Here is an 18,082-nt window from a genome sequence, read left to right on the forward strand (position 1 = left end):
AACCCGATTGTTGTCAAAGTGCCAAGGTCGGTGCTCCTACGGGAAGTCCCTTGGCCATGGACTAGGGTTAACTAATTGATAATTAGCCGACAATTAATTTAGGTAATCCTGCTTAGCATGGGGGTTGTCCTTTCAGTTTACTGGACTGCCACGCATCGGTTCCAAAATTTCCTTCTCCTGTTGTTGACCATGACCCTCAGTTCTTCCCACTCCACCAAAGAAGATATCCTCTGCTATCTCCTCAAAGAGGGGCAAGGATCGGCGATCGCCATGGCTGAAGAGTTGGGCATTAGTCCCCAGGCCATGCGTAAGCACCTCAAGGATTTAGAAAATGATGGCCTAATTGAGCATCAACAGGAAAGACAGAGCATGGGCAGACCCCAATTTCTCTATCAGTTGAGTAAACAGGGGCGGGAACAATTTCCCCAACGTTACGGTGAATTTGCCCTTTCGTTCATCGACTCCCTGGTGGAAACAGTGGGGGAAGAACAGTTGGGGGCAGTGTTGAAAAAACAATGGCAACGGAAGGCGGAAGCCTATCGCCAACAAATTGGCCAGGGCCCCTTATCCAAAAGGGTACATAAACTGGTGGAGCTACGGCGGCAGGAAGGTTATATGGCGGAAATTCATCCCCTTTCGGTGGAGCAAGCGGAAAAATTTATTTTGTCGGAGCACCACTGTGCGATCGCCGATGTGGCCGAATCCTACCCCACCGTTTGTGGCCATGAGTTGGAAATGTTTGCCGCTATTCTGCCGGACTGTGCCATCGAAAGAACCCATTGGCTTAATGATGGGGAACACACCTGTGGTTATTTGATCCAGTCTAAAACCCCGAACTAACGGGCGGCAGAAAGATTTTTAATCAATTGACGCAGTTGGCTGTCGTTGAATACCTTCATGAGAACGCTAGCTGCCGCCGCTGGGTCTGCTGGAATGAGAACCTGGGCCACTTGGCTAGAGGCCAATTGTTTAAGACCATCGCTGACCCGAATGTTTCCAGGCTTGGCTAACACAAAACAGTCATAGCCCTGTTTAAGATCCTTCAGCACCACCGGGGCCAAGGTACGGTAGGAATGCAATGGATTGGCGATCGCCTGTTTACTGAGGGAGAGCAAATGCTGCCAATTTTCTTGCTTGGGGGCTAGGCGACCCAGACGAGTGCAATATTCCTGAAGTTTTTCCCGAGAAGTGGCCGATGGTTCCTGCTTAAACAACTGCAACATTTTATGTAGCAGGACCTTAATTTCCTCCGGCACATCACTCTCATTGAACGTACCTGTACTGGTGGACTTGGCCGCCATAGTTTGGGTAGAAGTGGCCGTGGCACTGCCCTGGTTGAGGAGATAATTCAGATAATTCTGTAACTCTTCAAACTGATATGCTGCCCCATCCACAATGGAATCTGCCTCTTCTGGCTGAAGTCCAGCGGGACTCTGCAATTTTTCCACCAAATCCTGCAAGACATCGTAGCCGTTGAGGAATAGGGACTCCAATTTTTGATCCACGGGCAATTGATGCTCCTTCAACACCTTGAAGGCATCTTCCAAACGATGGGCCGTTTTTTGGATGCTGGTGTAGCCCAACATGGCCGCCCCCCCTTTAATGGAATGGGCCGCCCGAAACATTTCGTTGACCTGTTCCGAGTCCTGCACCACCTTACCCAAGTCAAGGATGCCCCGTTCCAGGGTTTCCAAATGCTCCTGAGCTTCTTCGATAAAATAGCCGAGGATTTTTTGCTGATCCAAGGTCGTACCCTCAAATTTGGATGGCCACTCCCCTAGCATATACCGCCAGCGAGCTAAAGATAACAATGAACGCAGTAAAAGTTAACTCTAGTCCAAAAAAGGTGCAGCGGGCCGCCTGAGTAGGATGCTTTATTATCTTATACGGCAAATTTTAGCTTCAATGACACTTTTCCCTCAGAAAAATTTTCTGTCAGCAATTTATGACAACAAATCTCCGGGGATAACGAAGTTAATTCTCCACCCCCAAGGGATGGGAACGGGGTACTCCGATCGCCCGGGGAAAATCACTGGGAGTAGGTTTTTCCTTGGTTAGATAGATAAAGTGTCGCTGGGCCCCACTCCAGGGGGTAACGGCTGCCACCGTGGCACTGACTTTGCCCCCCAATAGAGCGCAGGCCCGTTCCAATTGTTCTGCTTCCGCCGCTGACCATTGACCCCGGTAAAGCACCACCGTGCCCCCCACCTTCACCAAAGGTAGGGCATATTCCGCACAGACAACCCCCTCTCCCACGGCCCGAATTAAAGCCAAATCATACTGGGAGCGATGCTGGGGCTGGTTCCCCACAGCTTCCGCCCTGGCCACCAGATAGGCCAAATTAGCTAAGCCCAAACGGTGCCCCAATTCCTCTAGATAGTTAATTTTTTTATGGGTGGAATCCAACAGGGCCACAGACCACTGGGGCCACACCAAGGCCACTGGCAATCCAGGGAATCCTCCCCCAGTGCCAATGTCGATCACCCGAGCTTGGGGGCAATTACGGCTATGGTCCGACAATAAAACCCCCGCCAGGGAATCCCAAAGGTGTTTTTCTAGGAAATCCAGGGGAGCGGTAATGCGGGTCAAATTCAAGCGGGCATTACCGACCAGGACTCCTTGGTAGAGCTTGACCATGGCCTCAATCTGTTCCCCGTCAGGTTGCCAAACCAAACCTGGGGGCCAATTTTCTAACCCCCGACGAAATTCCCCTAAATGCCCCTGGTTTGACGATAGGTCGCGATTATCTTTGTCTAGATTCAATGACACAATAACTTACTTCAGCTTAACGGGAACGGCGGCGGGGGCGATCGCCTCTGGGGGGTTTGGGGCCAGGGGAAGGCGGGAGCACTGGGCTGGGGGTGGCCACGGGGGGACGGTTGGTGATGGTGGCGTTATGTTCAGCGGAATTTTCGTAGAGGATCTGGCGGCTTTGGCTCACACTGCGCATCATTTGCCCTAATTCTCCTTCCAGGCGGCTCAACAGGCGATCGGCATAGGTATCCACATCCCTCTGCATTTCGGTGGCTTCCTGTTCCGTTTGTTTTTGTAGGGCTTCACATTCCTGCACAGTTTGCTGACGAAACTGTTGGATTTCCTGATGGGTAACTTGCTTGATTTGCTCTAGTTCCCCCATGGTCTGTCGCCGTAGGGTGTCGCACTCCTGTTGGGTTTGCCTTTGCAAAGCTTCACATTCCTGTTGCACCTGGCGCTGGAGGGCATCGCAATCCTGTTGAACTTGGGCTTTGTATTGGTCGGCTTCGTATTGGGCCTTTTGGATAATGCCCGATTCATCCTTAATGCGCTGGGCCTCCTGGTGGGCCACTTCAATCATCCGTTGGGCTTCTAACTCCGCCCCCTGCAAAATTTGCTGTTCCCTTTCCAAAATGGCGATCGCCCGATGAACCGCCCCTGGAATAAATTCAGCAATGACATCAATTTGGTCCAGGATTTTTTCCTCATCCACCACACTCCAGGCTGTTAGGGGAATGTGGAAGCTGTCATAGAGTAATTCTTGCAGCTCAGCTAGTTGTTGTTGAATATCAAAATCCACCGTCTGGCCGGGCACAACGGCGCTATTCTCAGTTACTTCAGGATTGGCACTCTCTCGGCGGGTCATAGGGTTATCTAGGCGCTTGACGGGGCAAATAGAACGAAATTTAAAACAGTTTTAACGCAATTTATCTAGGGGGATGGATAGGAAGAGCAAATATCGGCCAAGATTGAGGGGGGAACAAGATGATCCACACTACCACCGAACTTGGCAATTTCTTTGACAATACTACTACTTAAAAAGCTATATTCCTTGGCGGTGGCCAAAAATACGGTTTCCACTCCGTCCCAAAGAGTTTGGTTAGTGTGGGCCATTTGTAGTTCCTTCTCAAAGTCCGACAGGACTCGCAGACCCCGTAGTAATACCGTTGCCTGTTTTTGCTTAGCGTAGTCCACCGTCAGTCCGTTAAAGCTATCCACGGTCACATTGGTCAGATGTTGGGTACAGTGGCGGATCTGTTCCAGCCGCTTTTCCACCGAAAATAGGGGTTGCTTGCTGGGATTACAGAGCACAGCGACAATGATTTGTTCAAACAAACCACTACCCCGCTCAATAATGTCCAAATGGCCGAGGGTGATGGGGTCAAAACTACCGGGATAAATGGCGATCACAGAAGAGGTAATTTCAAGTTACGGGTGTATAAACTATCGGAACCAAGACCGGGGAAATGAAGCCCCGCAAATTGGCTTTATTGTGGGGGCTAGCCGACCAAGGTGCAACTTTCCCAACCGAGGGGAAATACCATGACCCTAGTTCTGGCCTCAATTTTGTTAAGATATAGAGACAATTTAGCTGAGTAAATTTTTTACATTTACTTTATTCAATAGGTTAAATTTTATCTTCCTTTCCCATAAGTCTAATTGCTTAGAGGATAGGGTAAACATAGACGGTCAGAGTCATCAAAATTTTAAGGTTTGCCCTTGCAGCCATGGTTGCCAAAGGGATAAGCCAGGATTTTGATCGATTTTGCTGTTCCTAGTAATTTGTTCTTTCGGGTCTTGGGTTGTTGGTCGTTACAACGAGATCCTTCCCACCGCTTAATCCCCGCCGAGTCAAAACATGAACCCTAATCGATCCTTAGAAGATTTTCTCCGTAACGTCATCAATAAGTTCCACCGGGCTTTGACTTTACGGGAAACCCTCCAGGTAATTGTGGAAGAGGCTCGTATCTTTTTAGGAGTGGACCGGGTAAAAATTTACAAATTTGCCAGCGATGGCAGCGGGGAAGTGTTGGCAGAGGCAGTTAACAGAGCTGCTTTGCCATCCTTGTTGGGGCTACATTTTCCGGTGGAGGACATTCCGCCCCAGGCCAGGGAAGAGTTGGGTAACCAAAGGAAGATGATCGCCGTGGATGTGGCCCACCGTCGGAAAAAATCCCACGAGTTGTCCGGTCGCATTAGTCCGACGGAGCATAGTAATGGCCATTACACAACAGTGGATAGTTGTCATATTCAATATCTCCTTGCCATGGGGGTGTTATCCTCCCTAACGGTGCCCGTAATGCAGGATCAGCAACTGTGGGGCATTATGGCGGTACACCACAGTAAACCCCGGCGATTTACCGAGCAGGAGTGGGAAACCATGGCCCTGTTGAGCAAGGAAGTTTCCCTGGCCATTACCCAGTCCCAGTTAAGCCGGCAGGTACATCAGCAACAGGTACAGGAAGCGCTGGTACAAAGGCTAGAAACAACGGTGGCTCAGTATGGCGATCGTCCGGAAACCTGGCAGTATGCATTGGAAACAGTGGGGCAAGCCGTGGAAGCCGATGGAGCTGTGCTCTACATTGCCCCGGATTTAACCGGTTCTGTTGCCCAGCATTACCAATGGAACCTCAGATTTGACTGGGGCAATTGGCTGGAAACGTCCCTGTGGCAGGAGCTAATGCGGGGCCAACCTTCAGCAGCGATGGAGCCGATGGCCGCAGTACAGTCCACCTGGGAAAAACCTCGACCGTTCACCAGTGTGGCACCGCTACCTCCCACTAACTGTGTGCCCCATGGTTACACTTTGGGGGAATTAGAACAGCGCTCCGATTGGATTGCCCCGCCGGAATCCCTAAGCGCAGAAAATTTCCAATCTTTCCTGATTGTGCCCCTGGCGGCGGATCAGCAATGGGTGGGGAGCTTAATTCTGCTGCGGAAGGAGAAATCTTTGGTAAAACACTGGGCCGGGAAACGGGGCATTGACCGCCGCAATATTCTGCCCCGTCTTTCCTTCGAGGCTTGGGAAGAAACCCAAAAATTGGTGCCCACCTGGAATCGCTCAGAACGGAAATTAGCCCAAGTGGCCAGCACCCAACTGTACATGGCCATTACCCAACAGTTTGTGACTAGACTGATTACCCAGCAAACTGCCTACGATCCCCTGACCCAATTGCCCAATTGGATCATTTTTAATCGTCAACTCACCCTAGCTCTGTTGGATGCTCTCTATGAAGGGAAAATGGTGGGGGTTTTGGTTATTGCCATGGATAGATTTAAACGCATTAATGAAAGCTTTGGCCATAAAACCGGGGATGGTCTGTTGCAGGAAGTGGCCGATCGCCTCAATCAAAAACTTAGCCCCCTAGCGGCCTATAGCCCCCTTCTGTCCCGTTGGCATGGGGATGGCTTCACTATTTTGCTGACCCAAATTAGTGATAACCAGGAAATGATTCCCCTGTGTGAAAGACTGTTGAGCACCTTTCAAGAACCCTTTTTCCTCCAGGGCCAACCCATTTATCTCACCGCCAGTATGGGCATTAGCACCGCTCCCTACGATGGGGAAACGGCGGAATCTTTGCTGAAGTTTGCAGAAATTGCCCTCACTAGGGCGAAATGTCAGGGCAAAAACACTTACCAGTTTTACCGCCCCCAGGATTCAGCCCCCATGCTCGATCGCCTGACGTTGGAGTCAGACCTGCGGCAGGCCTTGACTAATCAAGAGTTTGTACTCTACTTCCAACCCCAGGTGGCCCTTGATACGGGTAAATTGTTAGGGGTAGAAGCCTTGGTGCGTTGGCAGCATCCCCGACTGGGGCAGGTGGCCCCCGATGTGTTTATTCCCCTAGCAGAGGAATTGGGGCTGATCAATCATTTAGGGCAATGGGTGCTGGAAACGGCCTGTGCTACCCACCAACATTTTTTCCGGGAAACGGGGCGTCGGCTACGCATGGCAGTAAATATCTCGGCCCGTCAATTCCAGGACGAAAAATGGCTTAATTCGGTGCTGGAATGTTTGAAACGCACAGGCATGCCGCCGGAGGACTTGGAACTCGAAATTACCGAAAGTTTGATGATGGAGGATATTAAAGGGACAGTGGTGCTGCTCCATCGTCTGCGGGAAGAGGGGGTACAGGTGGCGATCGACGACTTTGGCACCGGCTATTCTTCCCTCAGCATTCTCAAGCAATTGCCCATTCACCGCCTGAAAATTGATAAATCCTTTGTGAATGATTTGCTCAATGAGGGGGCAGACACCGCCATTATTCAGTACGTGATTGATTTGGCCAATGGTTTAAATCTGGAAACTGTGGCCGAAGGGATCGAATCGGAAGCCCAACTGCAACGTTTGCAGAAAATGGGTTGCCATCTGGGCCAGGGCTATTTCCTCACTAGGCCCCTTCCAGCAGAAGCGATGATGACCTATCTTTACTATCCACAGATTCTTGATTTTGGCCCCACTCCGCCCCTGCCCAAGGTTGCTCTGCCGGAAACAGAAACAGAGGCGGGCCAGGGTAATGTTGGCGATCGCCCCTTGCCCAATTCCCTCAATCGGGAAAATCCTTGGACAGAAAAACTGCACGATTACGTTTTGCTCAAGGAACGGTTGCAACAGCGCAATGTCAAGGAAAAATTAGTGTTGAAAATTGCCAATAAAATTCGCGCTTCCCTCAACATCAACGACATTTTGTACTCCACCGTCACCGAAGTGAGGCAATTCCTAAATACTGACCGGGTGGTGTTATTTAAATTTAATTCCCAGTGGTCGGGGCAGGTGGTGACGGAATCCCACAATGATTTTTGCCGATCAATTATTAACGATGAAATTGACGATCCCTGTTTTAAGGGCCATTATCTGCGGCTGTATCGAGAAGGTAGGGTGCGGGCTGTATCTGACATTGAAAAGGCTGACTTGGCGGACTGCCACAAGGAGTTACTGCGCCATTACCAGGTCAAAGCTAATTTGGTAGTGCCGGTGGTTTTCAATGAAAATCTTTGGGGTTTGCTCATTGCCCATGAATGCAAAACCCCCCGTTATTGGCAAGAAGAGGATCTGCAACTGTTGATGGAGTTGGCAACCCAGGTGGCGATCGCCATTCACCAGGGGGAACTGTATGAACAATTGGAAACGGCCAACATTCGGTTACAGCAAATTTCCTCCTTGGATGCCCTCACCCAAGTGGGTAACCGCTACTTATTTGATTCCACCCTGGAACGGGAATGGCAACGATTACAACGGATTAGGGAACCCTTAGCTCTGCTGCTTTGTGACGTGGATTTTTTCAAAGGTTTTAACGACAATTATGGTCATCCTGCTGGCGATCGATGTCTGAAAAAAATTGCCGATGCCATGGCCAAAGTTGCCAAAAGACCAACGGATTTAGTGGCTCGCTACGGGGGAGAAGAATTTGCTATTATTCTTTCCGAAACTAGCCTAGAAGGGGCAATCAATGTAACGGAAGCTCTCCAGGTGGAAGTGGCTAATTTGGCCATTCCCCACACGGTATCCGGCACGGGCCATGTCACCCTCAGCATTGGCATTGCCGTTTATACTCCCGAACGCCATATCAATCCCAACGCTCTGGTCAAAGCGGCGGATTTGGCGCTGTATGAAGCCAAAGCAAAAGGTCGCAACCAATGGCTGGCCTATGAAGGGTCCCAGTTGCCCCATGTTGATGGGGAAGTTTAGCCCGATCGCCTAACAATTAAGCGGTTTGAAGATTGATATCCCGCCTTTATTTTTCGATCAATCAAACAATAAAATTAATCCCTTCCCCTTGGGCCGCCTGCCAACTGCGGGCATCGTAATAAAGGTCAGCCAAAGTAATTGAATAGAGAGCTTTGACAAATTTTTGGTGTAGTTGTCGCCACACACTGAGGGTAACCCAATCCTCCGCCAAACTTTGGTCATCCCCATATTGGGGAAATGGTTCCAGGCTTTCTTCCAGGGCCGCTAATATTTGCCCCAGGGAAATTTGATCCGGGGCCTGGGCCAATTGATATCCTCCCCTCACCCCCCGATAGGCATTAACTATGCCCGCCCGTCGCAGGGTAATCAACAGTTTTTCCAGATAGGGCCCAGGGATATTCTGTCGCTCGGCGATCGCCTTCACCGAAGCAGGGCCGTAGTCCGGTTGTAGAGCTAAATCCAGTAAGGCTTTAACACTGTAATGGCTTTTTGTTGTCAACTTCATCCCTTTAGTATAGAAGCCATCCTTGCCCATCAACTATCCCATTAAATTAACTATTTATTTGAACAAACTAGATAATTATTCCAAGAAACGTGTAATATAAGCAGGGTAGCAAGGAGCAAAAGAGTCAACCATTCCTTCGACTAATCTTCCCTTGCTTACCAATTCTGATCAATCTCAATCACCGAAAACTTGAATGGCTAAATCAAACGCAACCAAGCCCCTAACTGGCGAAGCATTGCTCGAGAAAGTTAAAGAATTAGGCGATCTGCCCAAAGAAGAGAAAGCTAAAATCTGCGGTTATGTAACTTCCACAAAAAAAGGCCTGCCCCGGGTCAATATGATGAAGTTCTACAACGCCTTAATGGATGCCCAAGGCATTGATTTAGACAGTTCTGCTTCCGGTCAAGGTCGGGGTGGCCGCTCCGCTAGTTACCGCATTAGCGTGCAATCCAACGGCAATCTTCTCATTGGAGCCGCCTACACAAAAAAAATGAGCCTCAACGTGGGAGATGAATTTGAAATTACCCTCGGTCGCAAACACATTCACCTCAAACAGGTGGGGGCTGACGACGAAGAAGAGTAAGGCTAATTTGCTGGGACTAATGGGGATAAAATTTAAGGGGGACATCCTCCTACAATTCCCCATTGATCTATGGAATTTTGCCGGGACCAGGAATAAAAATTATTGCCCCCGGCCCTTCCGTAATAGGAAGGTCGAGCCTTTTTTGCCCTGTTGATTTCCTCATACCATGGAAATTGTTTGCAAAATACAACGACAACTAACTGATGGCGATCGCCATTGGCAGAATTATTATTTGGATGTTGATCCCCAAACCAGCATCCTAAATTGTTTAAATCAGATCAAATGGCAACAGGATGGCAGCTTGGCCTTCCGCAAGAATTGCCGTAATGCCATCTGTGGTAGCTGCGCCGTGAGGGTGAACGATCGCCCGGTGTTGGCCTGCAAAGAAAGTATTAAAAGCTTGGGCCAGTGGTTAGCCGAAAGTAACCAGGAAAATACCGGAGTTTTCACCATCAGTCCCCTGGGGAATTTACCCGTTATTAAAGACTTGGTGGTGGATATGGAGAAATTTTTTGCCGGGTTAGATGCGGTTTATCCCTATTTGATTAATAAGCACCAAGGGGAAAAAGGAGCAGAATTTTCCCAATCCCCAGAGCAGCGGGCTGCCCTCAACGATGTGAGCAATTGTGTTCTTTGTGGAGTTTGTTATTCCGACTGCGACGCCAAAAAGAAAAACGAAAATTTTGTCGGGCCCCATGCCCTAGCCAAAGCTAACCGTTTGATTTTAGATAATCGGGATATGGCCACTAAGGCCCGCCTCGAAGCCCTGGGCAAAGATAAACAGGGGGTGTGGGGATGCAACAACTGCCGCATGTGTAGTGATTCTTGCCCCACTGGGGTGGCTCCTCTGTCCCAGATTGAAGCCTTAAAAATTCGTTTATTTGACTTGATGGATCCCCTTTAAATTCCTAAATTTAAGTTTACTTAAACCATTATTCAGAAATTAGTTCTAGGGTTTCCGCCATTGTTAAATTGCCTTCACTGTGGAGCACAAAGGGCAACCCGGCTCCGGCCAGACCCTTTTGGATATGGTGGGGAGTTTGCTCAAAAATAATGAATAGGGGACAGATTTCCTCCGCCGCTTCACTAAACATATGTTTTTCCTGGGGGGGCATCAACCATTCATAGTCTTGGTCCAGATAAATTTGACTCCGACGCCAACGACTGAGTAGATCAGAAAAGTTTTCCTCTGGGCGGTGGATAAAGACCAAAATTTCCGAGCCTAATTTCACCTGCCATTCTGGGTCACACATCAAAATTGCCAGGTCACAGGGAATTACCTTGGCCAAGGGAGTGGTTTGTCGGCCCCCTTGGTCAGCATCGTTGAGGGGAAGATGGCGCAAACGGACAATGGGCAGGGGGATGGTGATAATGCTTCGTTCTGGCCGCCGCAAACTGGGTAGCTTTTCTAGGTAGGGTCGATGTTGGCGCAGTAGGGCGATCGCCCCTTCCCGATCGGTGAAATCTGCTAAGAGAGCATCGTAATCATTTTTTTTACCGGACACGGAATCAACACCTCCTGGTTAGAATCTCGGCTTACCCCATTTTAACGATGGCTAGTTCTCGCCTTGTTCGGTAGCAACGAAAACTATTTTTTGCTTAGCTTTGCAATGGGGGAAGTGGCAACGGCAACAAGGCAAAAGTTTCATGAAGCAAGGTTCTGTTTTTAGTTAGCTGGGTTACCATGGCGGAAACAGCATTGGAGAAATAAGACCATGTCTGACCACACCGCCCAGATTAATGACCTCTGCCAAGCTTTGGAAACCCTAGACCAAGCAGAAACGTTACAGGGGGCAGAATACCGGGAACAAGCCCAGGCTTTCTTGGCCAATTCCTCCGTCGCTCTAAGATTCAAAACGGCGATCGCCGACCTGTTGATGCAGGCCAATCAGCGTTTAGTGCTCAAAACCGTCCAAGGGGAAGATAGTTATTAATTTTGTCTGACTTTGAAACAATAAAAAACCATCTGGCAGAGTAACCAAATGGTCATAAAAAAAATATTTACCGGGTTTGGCTGGAAAGCTTAGCCCCTTTTTGGGGGGAGACAATGCTAATTAACTATGCCAATTAACTAGTTCTCCCAACCTAGGTGAGGCTAAAAACAATTACAAAGCCTAACACCGCCCCAAACACAATGAGGGCGTAGAATTGGGCCCGGCCATTTTCTAGATATTTCAAACCTTCCCCACTGACTAGGGTGACTAAACCAGTGAGGTTGACCGCTCCGTCAATGACCTTGTAGTCCACTTCCATAATCTGACGGGCCACTCGACGGGAACCCTGGACAAACAGCTTGTCGTAAAGGTCGTCAAAGTACCATTTGTTCAAGGACAGTTGGTACAAGGATGGAAACTTTTCTGCCAACACTTTGGGGTCAAATTTGTGTTGCCAATACATTAAGGAAGCCACGGTAATGCCAATTAAAGCAATGCCGATGGAATTTCCAGCCATGACGTAAAACTCGCCCCATTCAAATTCAGCGGCGTGTTCCACCACTTCCCCCGGCGCATGGATAAACGCTTCAAACTGGTTGGCCCAGGGCCGTCCCAACAGACCAATTAACACCGAAGGCACGGCTAGGGCCATGAGGGGAAACGTCATGGTCAAAGGGGATTCATGGGGTTCACTGCTGTGGCCATGGTCGTCGTGCCCGGCTTCATGGTCCAATTCCTTCACGTTCATGGCTCCTGGGCCAAAGTTGGGCAGTAAACCGTAGAACTGTAAAACCCCGTCTTTCGCTTCCTGGTCATTGCCCCGAAAACCCCCTTCAAAGGTCATGAAATACATCCGGAACATGTAAAAAGCAGTCATACCGGCGGTGGCCCAACCCACAAACCAGAGTAGGGGATTGGCCTGAAAAGCGAGGCCGAGAATTTCGTCCTTAGACCAGAAGCCCGCAAAGGGGGGAATACCGCAAATAGCTAAAGTTCCAATCAGGAAACAGGTGGCCGTGATGGGCATATATTTCCGCAATCCGCCCATAATGCGCATATCTTGGGCCAGGATTGGGTCGTGGCCCACCACCCCTTCCATACCGTGGATCACGGAGCCGGAACAGAGGAACAGCATGGCTTTGAAATAGGCGTGGGTCATCAGGTGAAATAGCCCAGCGGAATAGGCCCCAATGCCCATGGCCATCACCATATAGCCCAACTGGGAAATGGTGGAGTAAGCCAAACCTTTTTTAATGTCATTTTGGGTTAAAGCAATGGTGGCCCCCAAAAAGGCAGTGAAGCAACCGGTGAAGGCAATGGTATTCATCACCACTGGAATCGGTTCAAACACCGGATACATCCGGGCGACCAGGAATACCCCCGCCGCCACCATGGTAGCTGCATGGATCAAAGCAGAAATGGGGGTGGGACCTTCCATGGCGTCCGGTAGCCAGACATGGAGGGGAAATTGGGCCGATTTGGCCACAGGACCAAGGAAAACCAAAATGGCCAGAATGGCGGCGATCGCCCCGCTGAGGACTCCGGAGGATACTAAACCCTCCAGGCGTTCCCCAATGGTCCCGAAATCAAAACTGCCAGTGGCCCAATAAAGGCCAAGGATACCTAGTAATAAGCCAAAATCCCCCACCCGGTTGGTGACAAAGGCCTTTTGGCAAGCATCGGCAGCGGCTTTACGGTCATACCAAAAACCGATCAGCAGGTAGGAACACATCCCCACCAATTCCCAAAAGATATAAACCTGCACCAAATTGGGGCTAATTACCAACCCCAGCATGGAGGAAGCAAAAAGACTGAGATAGGCATAGAAACGCACATAACCCGGATCGTGGGCCATGTAGCCATCGGTGTAGATCATCACCAACAGGGCCACGGAGGTTACAATCACCAGCATCAAAGCACTGAGGTGATCGATCACATAACCCATTTCCAAATGGAAACTCCCCGCCGATGCCCATTCGATCATTTGGGCATAGCTGGCATGGCCTTGGATTTGATCCCAGAGCAAAGCCCCAGACATTACCAATGCAGCCCCCAAACAGGAAATGATGAAAACAGCGTTGATTTGCCGTAGTTTATTGGTTGCTTGATTGAAAGAAATGAGGCCAATGCCAACTACCGTTGCGCCAAATAGGGGCAGGACGGGAATTAGCCAGGCTAATTGATAGAGTAATTCCATCTTGAAACCTTGGTTAACGAAGTTGCCTATATGTTATTGATACCGCGTTCATTGTTGCACGGAGCGTTATTTTTGCCGCGTTTCGCTGTCAGGGGAAACTAGTTTTGGCCAAAAAAAGCTAGGTGGGGACTAATTCATTGGGGCGTAAACGGCTCCATTTGCCCATTTCTTGTAAAAAACTGTCGCAACCCACCACATCCCATTCCATTTCGATGCCATGGTCGGGGGTACGAATATTTACGTTGATAGAAGGGTTGACCGGATCAAAATCCGGGCGATCGCTCAAATGGGGTTGTTGATGTTGATGTTCCACTGCATGGTAGGTGATACAGCGGTCCACGTAATGGCAGTTCACACAAATACACATGGTAAACCTCAATTTTTGCCTATTTTTCGCTACTCTAGCTTAGACTTAGAGATTGTGCCTAAACTGCAAACTGTGCTGGGGTAACGGTTATTGATTATGCTTTGTCCTGTGAGCCACCTGGCTGATTTACGTCAACAGGTTCCCTTTGATCTGGCTCTACTTCCTCCCCAAGCCTGTTTGGTCGGTGGTGCAGTGCGGGATGCCCTTTTGGGGAGACGACGGGAATATTTGGATTGGGATTTTGTCGTGCCTAGTGGAGCCATTGAAACGGCTTCGGCGATCGCCAGTCGATACCGGGCGGGATTTGTGGTGTTGGATAAGGCTCGACACATTGCCAGGGTGGTATTTGCCCATGGCACAGTGGATTTTGCCCAACAGGAGGGCATGAGCTTGGAACAGGATCTGGCCCGGCGGGATTTCACCGTTAACGCCATCGCCTATAACTTCCAGCAAAACAAATTAATTGACCCCATGGCGGGGGTGGGGGATTTGCAACGGGGTCAACTGAAAATGGTGGCGGCCGTAAACCTGGCTGATGATCCTTTGCGGCTACTACGGGCTTACCGTCAGGCGGCCCAGCTACAATTCACCCTCGATCCTGACACAAGAACAGTTTTACGGGAATTAGCTCCCCGCATTAAAACGGTGGCCGCAGAACGGGTGCAAGCGGAATTTAACTATTTGCTGGGCAGCCCCCGGGGTAGTCAGTGGCTTTTGGCCGCTTGGCAAGATGGTATATTAGCTCACTGGTTCTCCCATGCTAACCTCAGTTCCCTCAATGCCATTGGTTGCATCGATTTGGCGATCGCCGCCATCAAAAACCAGTTAACCCTGGTGGAACGTCAACAATTTTTTCAAGCATTGGGGAAAAAGGGCATTGCCATTGCTAAGTTGGCCAGCCTAGTCTGTGCCGACGTGAAAATCGCCGAAGGGGAATTACAACGGTTGAAATATTCCCGCCACGAACTGCGCTCTGTGCAGGCAATTTTGCAGGGCTATCCCCAGTTAAGTTGTTTAGAAAATAGCCCCACGGTGCGACAACTGTACTTTTTCTTTGTCGAGTTGGGTAAATATCTACCCCATTTTGTCCTCTATGCCCTGGCCCACTGTCCCCATAATTACCACAGTTTTATCTTTGAACTGTTGACTCATTATCTGAATTCGGGCGATCGCCTAGCCCATCCCCAACCCTTAATTACCGGCAAGGATTTAATCGACAAGTTGCACATTAAACCTAGTCCTTTGATCGGCCAACTGCTAACGGAAATCAACATTGCCCACATCGAAGGAAAAATTAGTAATGAGCAGGAAGCTTTAGCCTATGCTCAAGAACTGGGAAAATCTTGAACCGGGGCAAATTTGAAGGATATTTTCCCCTAACGGAAAGCATCTTGATCCAAGACCATTACTTGGTCAAAGCGTAGAGGTCGAGAAAATAGATAACCTTGACCATAGTCACAACCGAGGGATTGCAAAATCTCCAATTGTGCTTGGGTTTCAATGCCTTCCGCCACCACTGTCATGCCCAGGGCGTGGGAGAGTTGCAAAATGGCAGAGCAAATACTTTCACTGTTTTGATTGGTGCCCAAGCCATCCACAAAGGATTTATCAATTTTTACCCGGTCAATTTTGTACTCATTCAGATATTGCAAGCTAGAATAACCCGTACCAAAATCGTCCAACACTAACGCAAAGCCTTGGGAACGACAGTTTTCAATCCAGGGGGCGGAACTTTCACCGCTAAAAAGGGTACGCTCGATGATTTCCAGTTTTACCTTATCGGGGGTTAACCCATAGTGGTCTACTTTTTCTAGTAGCCAGGGAACAAAATCTTCACTGTTGGTTTGCCGACCAACAATATTAAAACTCATCAACAAATGGGGGTTAAATTTTGTCTGGAAAGTTTTTAAATCTTTTAATCCTTGTTCAATTACCCATTGACCGATGGGAATGATTAGGTCTGTTGCCTCCGCCACTTCGATAAAACGATCAGGGCGGACAAAGCCCCGCTTAGGACTTTGCCAACGGATTAGAGCTTCAAATCCTTCGATGCGGAGGTCGTCCATGAAGACAATGGGCTGGTACACCAAATGGAATTGCTCTTTGGCGATCGCCTCTTTCATTTCCCCCTCTAAACGGATCATGTCCACTGCATCGGTGATGCGTTCTTTGAGGGAAAGTTTAGTTTTAGTTAGGGCCGCATCTAGGACCAAAGCTGGCTCAGTGGTGCCACGAAAATTATTGCTTTCAGAACGAAAATGGCCGATTACCACCAACAATAGTAGGCGCAAAATCGGGTCGGCCGTGTCGATGCGTTGGTTAACTTGATCGGGAGTAACCAGGGAAAGAATGCAATCCGTGAGGGCGGAAGCGGAAGCGGAACGAGGTTTGGCATCCACCAGGGCCAATTCCCCAAATAAACTGCCCGGTTGGAGCACATTCAGCACCCGGCGATCGCCATTGAGTTCTGTCCAGATTTCCACCTGCCCTTCCTCGATAATATAGGCAAAATTACCTTGATCTCCTTCACTGAAAATGGGATCACCGGCTCGGTAACGACGAGCGGTAAGTTGGGCATTGGAGGGATTCATGGCGGTGATGGGATTTTGCGATGAAATGGTGGGATTAATCAGCAATCAAGCTAAATTAACTCCTTCTGACGGTGCAATTGTCAAAAATTGTGACTGTTCCTCTGCCAAGTTAATATTCCTGGGCAAACAGGGGCTAAACTTGGAGGGCTTGTTGCTTTGCCCCCATGGTTGAAGGTTAACGGATTTAATCGGCGCCAAAGGCCCTAAACCCTAACACCTCCTTGATTGTATGACGCTCATCGACACCAACAGCCTCCATAATGCCGCCTTTGTGTTGGGAACAGTTCTCTTTGTTGGAATTCTAGTCTGGTCAGTGTGGTTCGCGTTCCACATGGATTGACGCCTCCATTCCCCAACGGCGGTGAACCGGAGGAGAGCTTTTCCCCTCTGTCCCATGCTTTGTCTATAGCTTGCCTTCGTTGGGAATTATTATCTTGGGGCTGAATCTTCCTCGGTTAAAGGCAAAAAGACTAACTGTTCAGTTTTCTCTCCCATGAGATAGTCGATCACCAATTCTCCGCTAGTCAAAATTTCATACTTCTGGGCATTAACTAAGGCTTGAATAAATTGCTGTTCCTGGGCCATTAAAGGTTCGGAGCAGGCCATCATGGTGGAAGCCATGCGTTCATCCACCGTCAAATTGTCCCCATCAATGGTGAATTGTCCCATCAACCGATTACAGCCCCCTGTCCCGGTCAGGCGATCGCCAAGGAATTGAAGTTGTGGTATGGCTCGGGAGTTTTCGTTAGCAATGGGTTCCACACCGGCCATGGTCACCAGTTCCCATTGACTGTTGTGGAGAGCGCTGTACTGATTGGCGGGAATGAAACTAATGCTACCCTGTTCCCCATCCTTTAGATACGTTAATGTCAGTTGCCCATCGTTCCCGATGCTATAGGACGTTACTTGGGGCAGAAGTTGTAAAAATCTTTGTTCCTGGGCCATCACCTCGGCGGTACAGGCTTTACGGGTTGTGGCCAGAGCTTGGTTAATGGTCAAGTTACCATCACCGCTGGTATAGGCACCATTAAAAGTATTGCAACCTGCTGTTCCCGTCAGGCGATCTCGCAGAGATCCGCTATGCGGTGCGCCCTTGAACTGCAAAGTAATCGGAGCACTGCCTGGCACTGGGGCGCTAGGCCAACCGCTAATATACCAAGTAGTACCTTGAAGGGATTGGGACTTGGAAGTTTCCATGGCTTGAACAGAATTGCTAGGAAAAAAGGGCTGGGCCTTACCCATAGCCAACGCAAATCCACCCATAATGGCGGCAAAAAACAAAGTCCGGGAAAAGTTCAGGCGCATGGTTGGAGTATTGCAATTAGCTAAAAAACAAGATATCTATACCCCCATGATTTTACCATTGGGAATTTCTTGCCTAGAATTGGGACGGAACAGTTTCCCAATTGTTTTTGCCTTTGCCATTAGAGGCTATTGCTGAAACCTTATTTTTCCCTGCAAT

General features: G+C 49.2%; 16 protein-coding genes. 6 read left to right on the forward strand and 10 right to left on the reverse strand.

From position 1 onward, the window contains the following. The first annotated feature begins 117 nt into the window (after positions 1-117). On the forward strand, positions 118-840 hold the full coding sequence (sufR, locus tag H6G46_RS03320; RefSeq protein WP_010873769.1) for an iron-sulfur cluster biosynthesis transcriptional regulator SufR: 723 nt from the start codon (positions 118-120) through the stop codon (positions 838-840). On the opposite strand, the gene H6G46_RS03325 is transcribed toward sufR, so the two are convergent. The 4 genes from H6G46_RS03325 to coaD form a co-directional block, all read right to left on the reverse strand. Further along, positions 837-1,745, reverse strand: a complete 909-nt coding sequence (locus H6G46_RS03325; protein WP_014407145.1) for an Hpt domain-containing protein — start codon at positions 1,743-1,745, stop codon at positions 837-839. The two genes, sufR and H6G46_RS03325, sit on opposite strands and share 4 nt — an antisense overlap. Positions 1,746-1,974: 229 nt before the next feature. After that, positions 1,975-2,769: a 16S rRNA (guanine(527)-N(7))-methyltransferase RsmG gene (gene rsmG, locus H6G46_RS03330; RefSeq protein ID WP_010873767.1), complete on the reverse strand. Its 795-nt coding sequence runs from the start codon at positions 2,767-2,769 to the stop codon at positions 1,975-1,977. Positions 2,770-2,785: 16 nt separating this feature from the next. Beyond that, entirely contained in the window at positions 2,786-3,619 is an 834-nt protein-coding gene (locus tag H6G46_RS03335; protein WP_010873766.1) for a DivIVA domain-containing protein, read from the reverse strand. A gap of 65 nt (positions 3,620-3,684) precedes the next feature. Beyond that, entirely contained in the window at positions 3,685-4,164 is a 480-nt protein-coding gene (coaD, locus tag H6G46_RS03340; protein WP_010873765.1) for a pantetheine-phosphate adenylyltransferase, read from the reverse strand. A gap of 448 nt (positions 4,165-4,612) precedes the next feature. On the opposite strand from coaD, the gene H6G46_RS03345 reads away from it, so the two are divergent. After that, positions 4,613-8,443, forward strand: a complete 3,831-nt coding sequence (locus tag H6G46_RS03345; protein ID WP_010873764.1) for a diguanylate cyclase — start codon at positions 4,613-4,615, stop codon at positions 8,441-8,443. 61 nt (positions 8,444-8,504) lie between these two features. Here the strand turns inward: H6G46_RS03345 and H6G46_RS03350 are convergent, their stop codons facing one another. Continuing rightward, entirely contained in the window at positions 8,505-8,978 is a 474-nt protein-coding gene (locus H6G46_RS03350; protein ID WP_010873763.1) for an RrF2 family transcriptional regulator, read from the reverse strand. 163 nt (positions 8,979-9,141) lie between these two features. Here H6G46_RS03350 and H6G46_RS03355 point away from each other — a divergent pair, with 163 nt between their 5' ends. Together H6G46_RS03355 and sdhB are read left to right on the forward strand one after the other, a co-directional pair. After that, complete coding sequence (locus tag H6G46_RS03355; protein WP_010873762.1) at positions 9,142-9,531, forward strand: AbrB family transcriptional regulator; 390 nt, start codon at positions 9,142-9,144, stop codon at positions 9,529-9,531. 166 nt (positions 9,532-9,697) lie between these two features. Then, complete coding sequence (gene sdhB, locus H6G46_RS03360; RefSeq protein ID WP_010873761.1) at positions 9,698-10,435, forward strand: succinate dehydrogenase iron-sulfur subunit; 738 nt, start codon at positions 9,698-9,700, stop codon at positions 10,433-10,435. Between the two features lie 28 nt (positions 10,436-10,463). Here sdhB and H6G46_RS03365 read toward each other — a convergent pair whose 3' ends face one another. Further along, the gene (locus tag H6G46_RS03365) at positions 10,464-11,036 is read right to left on the reverse strand and encodes a hypothetical protein (RefSeq protein WP_010873760.1); all 573 of its coding nucleotides are present in this window, start codon (positions 11,034-11,036) and stop codon (positions 10,464-10,466) included. Positions 11,037-11,246: 210 nt separating this feature from the next. Between H6G46_RS03365 and H6G46_RS03370 the strand changes: the two genes are divergently transcribed. Continuing rightward, positions 11,247-11,465, forward strand: a complete 219-nt coding sequence (locus H6G46_RS03370; protein ID WP_010873759.1) for a hypothetical protein — start codon at positions 11,247-11,249, stop codon at positions 11,463-11,465. A 151-nt stretch (positions 11,466-11,616) separates the two neighbouring features. On the opposite strand, the gene H6G46_RS03375 is transcribed toward H6G46_RS03370, so the two are convergent. Together H6G46_RS03375 and H6G46_RS03380 are read right to left on the reverse strand one after the other, a co-directional pair. Further along, complete coding sequence (locus H6G46_RS03375) at positions 11,617-13,662, reverse strand: NAD(P)H-quinone oxidoreductase subunit 5 (protein WP_010873758.1); 2,046 nt, start codon at positions 13,660-13,662, stop codon at positions 11,617-11,619. 118 nt (positions 13,663-13,780) lie between these two features. Next, complete coding sequence (locus H6G46_RS03380; RefSeq protein WP_010873757.1) at positions 13,781-14,029, reverse strand: Ycf34 family protein; 249 nt, start codon at positions 14,027-14,029, stop codon at positions 13,781-13,783. A 108-nt stretch (positions 14,030-14,137) separates the two neighbouring features. Here H6G46_RS03380 and H6G46_RS03385 point away from each other — a divergent pair, with 108 nt between their 5' ends. Next, on the forward strand, positions 14,138-15,376 hold the full coding sequence (locus H6G46_RS03385) for a [cytidine(C)-cytidine(C)-adenosine (A)]-adding enzyme (protein WP_041426045.1): 1,239 nt from the start codon (positions 14,138-14,140) through the stop codon (positions 15,374-15,376). 29 nt (positions 15,377-15,405) lie between these two features. On the opposite strand, the gene H6G46_RS03390 is transcribed toward H6G46_RS03385, so the two are convergent. Continuing rightward, positions 15,406-16,620: an EAL domain-containing protein gene (locus tag H6G46_RS03390; protein ID WP_010873755.1), complete on the reverse strand. Its 1,215-nt coding sequence runs from the start codon at positions 16,618-16,620 to the stop codon at positions 15,406-15,408. Between the two features lie 429 nt (positions 16,621-17,049). After that, a complete protein-coding gene (locus tag H6G46_RS03395; RefSeq protein ID WP_010873754.1) occupies positions 17,050-17,925 on the reverse strand; it encodes an META domain-containing protein in 876 nt (291 codons plus the stop codon). Between the last annotated feature and the right edge of the window lie 157 nt (positions 17,926-18,082).

The sequence above is a fragment of the Synechocystis sp. FACHB-908 genome (genome assembly GCF_014698595.1).
Lineage (GTDB): Bacteria > Cyanobacteriota > Cyanobacteriia > Cyanobacteriales > Microcystaceae > Synechocystis.

What these genes read in the sequence shown, in the direction of transcription:
- H6G46_RS03380 (WP_010873757.1), bottom strand. Translation starts at nt 14,029, where the DNA reads ATGTGTATTTGTGTGAACTGCCATTACGTGGACCGCTGTATCACCTAC.
- sufR (WP_010873769.1), top strand. Translation starts at nt 118, where the DNA reads ATGGGGGTTGTCCTTTCAGTTTACTGGACTGCCACGCATCGGTTCCAA.
- H6G46_RS03390 (WP_010873755.1), bottom strand. Translation starts at nt 16,620, where the DNA reads ATGAATCCCTCCAATGCCCAACTTACCGCTCGTCGTTACCGAGCCGGT.
- H6G46_RS03375 (WP_010873758.1), bottom strand. Translation starts at nt 13,662, where the DNA reads ATGGAATTACTCTATCAATTAGCCTGGCTAATTCCCGTCCTGCCCCTA.
- H6G46_RS03335 (WP_010873766.1), bottom strand. Translation starts at nt 3,619, where the DNA reads ATGACCCGCCGAGAGAGTGCCAATCCTGAAGTAACTGAGAATAGCGCC.
- H6G46_RS03370 (WP_010873759.1), top strand. Translation starts at nt 11,247, where the DNA reads ATGTCTGACCACACCGCCCAGATTAATGACCTCTGCCAAGCTTTGGAA.
- sdhB (WP_010873761.1), top strand. Translation starts at nt 9,698, where the DNA reads ATGGAAATTGTTTGCAAAATACAACGACAACTAACTGATGGCGATCGC.
- H6G46_RS03395 (WP_010873754.1), bottom strand. Translation starts at nt 17,925, where the DNA reads ATGCGCCTGAACTTTTCCCGGACTTTGTTTTTTGCCGCCATTATGGGT.
- H6G46_RS03345 (WP_010873764.1), top strand. Translation starts at nt 4,613, where the DNA reads ATGAACCCTAATCGATCCTTAGAAGATTTTCTCCGTAACGTCATCAAT.
- H6G46_RS03350 (WP_010873763.1), bottom strand. Translation starts at nt 8,978, where the DNA reads ATGGGCAAGGATGGCTTCTATACTAAAGGGATGAAGTTGACAACAAAA.
- H6G46_RS03355 (WP_010873762.1), top strand. Translation starts at nt 9,142, where the DNA reads ATGGCTAAATCAAACGCAACCAAGCCCCTAACTGGCGAAGCATTGCTC.